Raw genomic sequence first — 1,242 nt, forward strand, 5'->3', positions numbered from 1 at the left:
AGCGTGGGAGCAGACCTGGTCCCGACGGAGGAGGGATCTGACGCTCCAGCGTCGATTAAGTGCCTCGGTAGGCTAACCGCCAACGCCTATCAGTACAGAGGAGCTGAGTCCGCTGGAGCGGACAAGCCAGCGTTCCCACGCTGGAGCGTGGGAACGAGCGCAAATTTACAGATTTTATGACCTAAAATCAGTATCTTAATTTTTAGACAGCCTCTTAGGGATTGCTGCTAACGGGCATTTCCGTCCAGGCCATCCGCAAGCCTTTTCAAGCCGCAGATTATGCAGCTTTCCACAGATGAAAAACGAACCAATCTGCGTAATCTGCGGATAAAAGAAAACTATGGGTAATGGTGGGCATCAATCCGATCCGACGGCCGGATCCTCCACCCCCGCCATGGATTCGATGAGTGCCAACAAGGGCACCCGCAGCGTGAGCGGCAGGCCTTCCCAGGCGGCCAACAGACGGTTCACCTGCTCCACGGCATAGTCGCCATGCGGCTCCAGGACATAGCCTTCCTTGCCGGTCGCTAACCACTCCATGCTGACCCCGAGGGTGCGTGCCAAGGCTGCCAGTGTACTCGGCTTTGCCCCCTTGGTTTCACCAGACTCGATCTTGTTGATCGCGCCCGGCGTTACACCGACCCGCTCTGCGAGCTCGGTCTGTCTCAGTTTTACCCGTCCCCTTGCATTAGCAACCCGATCGCCAAATGTGTTCATACTCAAAAATTACTTGAGCAATCGGTTCGTATGCTATATTATATGTGAATATATTCATATTTTGAGACAGCAGACATGACCAAGACGGAGGCGATTCAGCTCTTTGGGAGCAAGCAGGCATTGGCGGAGGCGCTGGGTGTCCATCGGAGCTTGATTTCGAAGCTGCCGGACCAGCTGCCCACCAAATACAGTGATCGGGCAACAGGTGCGGCGATCCGGTTGGGCCGGGTAAGCCCGCGCCTGGTTGCCGGTACTTGGCGACTGGATTGATGGGCACGCTGCGCTCGGTGCATCCTGACCAGTCGTCGCAGCGCACAAACTTTGCAGCATAACCGAAACTTTGGAACCCTTCCGAAGGGCGCTTGCTTTGCCCATCCTACGTACTGTTGACATTCAGAAGGTCCGCACAGCGGACCCTACGCTGACCACCTGGTTATTTCTCTCGTTCCCACGCGCTGCGTGGGAACGCGGAAGCTCCGCGCCGCGGAGTGTCTCGGAGCGGACCGCTGGGATGTTGCGGCCATC

At 56.8% G+C, this 1,242-nt stretch carries 2 protein-coding genes; one reads left to right on the top strand and one right to left on the bottom strand.

What is annotated here, in order from left to right:
* Positions 1 to 357: 357 nt before the first annotated feature.
* Positions 358 to 717, bottom strand: a complete 360-nt coding sequence (locus tag BQ17_RS06755; RefSeq protein WP_089725505.1) for a helix-turn-helix domain-containing protein — start codon at positions 715 to 717, stop codon at positions 358 to 360.
* A 75-nt stretch (positions 718 to 792) separates the two neighbouring features.
* Between BQ17_RS06755 and BQ17_RS06760 the strand changes: the two genes are divergently transcribed.
* Positions 793 to 987: a helix-turn-helix domain-containing protein gene (locus BQ17_RS06760; RefSeq protein ID WP_089725508.1), complete on the top strand. Its 195-nt coding sequence runs from the start codon at positions 793 to 795 to the stop codon at positions 985 to 987.
* Positions 988 to 1,242: the final 255 nt, after the last annotated feature.

This window comes from Candidatus Thiosymbion oneisti, assembly GCF_900092655.1.
Classification (GTDB): Bacteria; Pseudomonadota; Gammaproteobacteria; order Chromatiales; family Chromatiaceae; genus Thiosymbion; species Thiosymbion oneisti.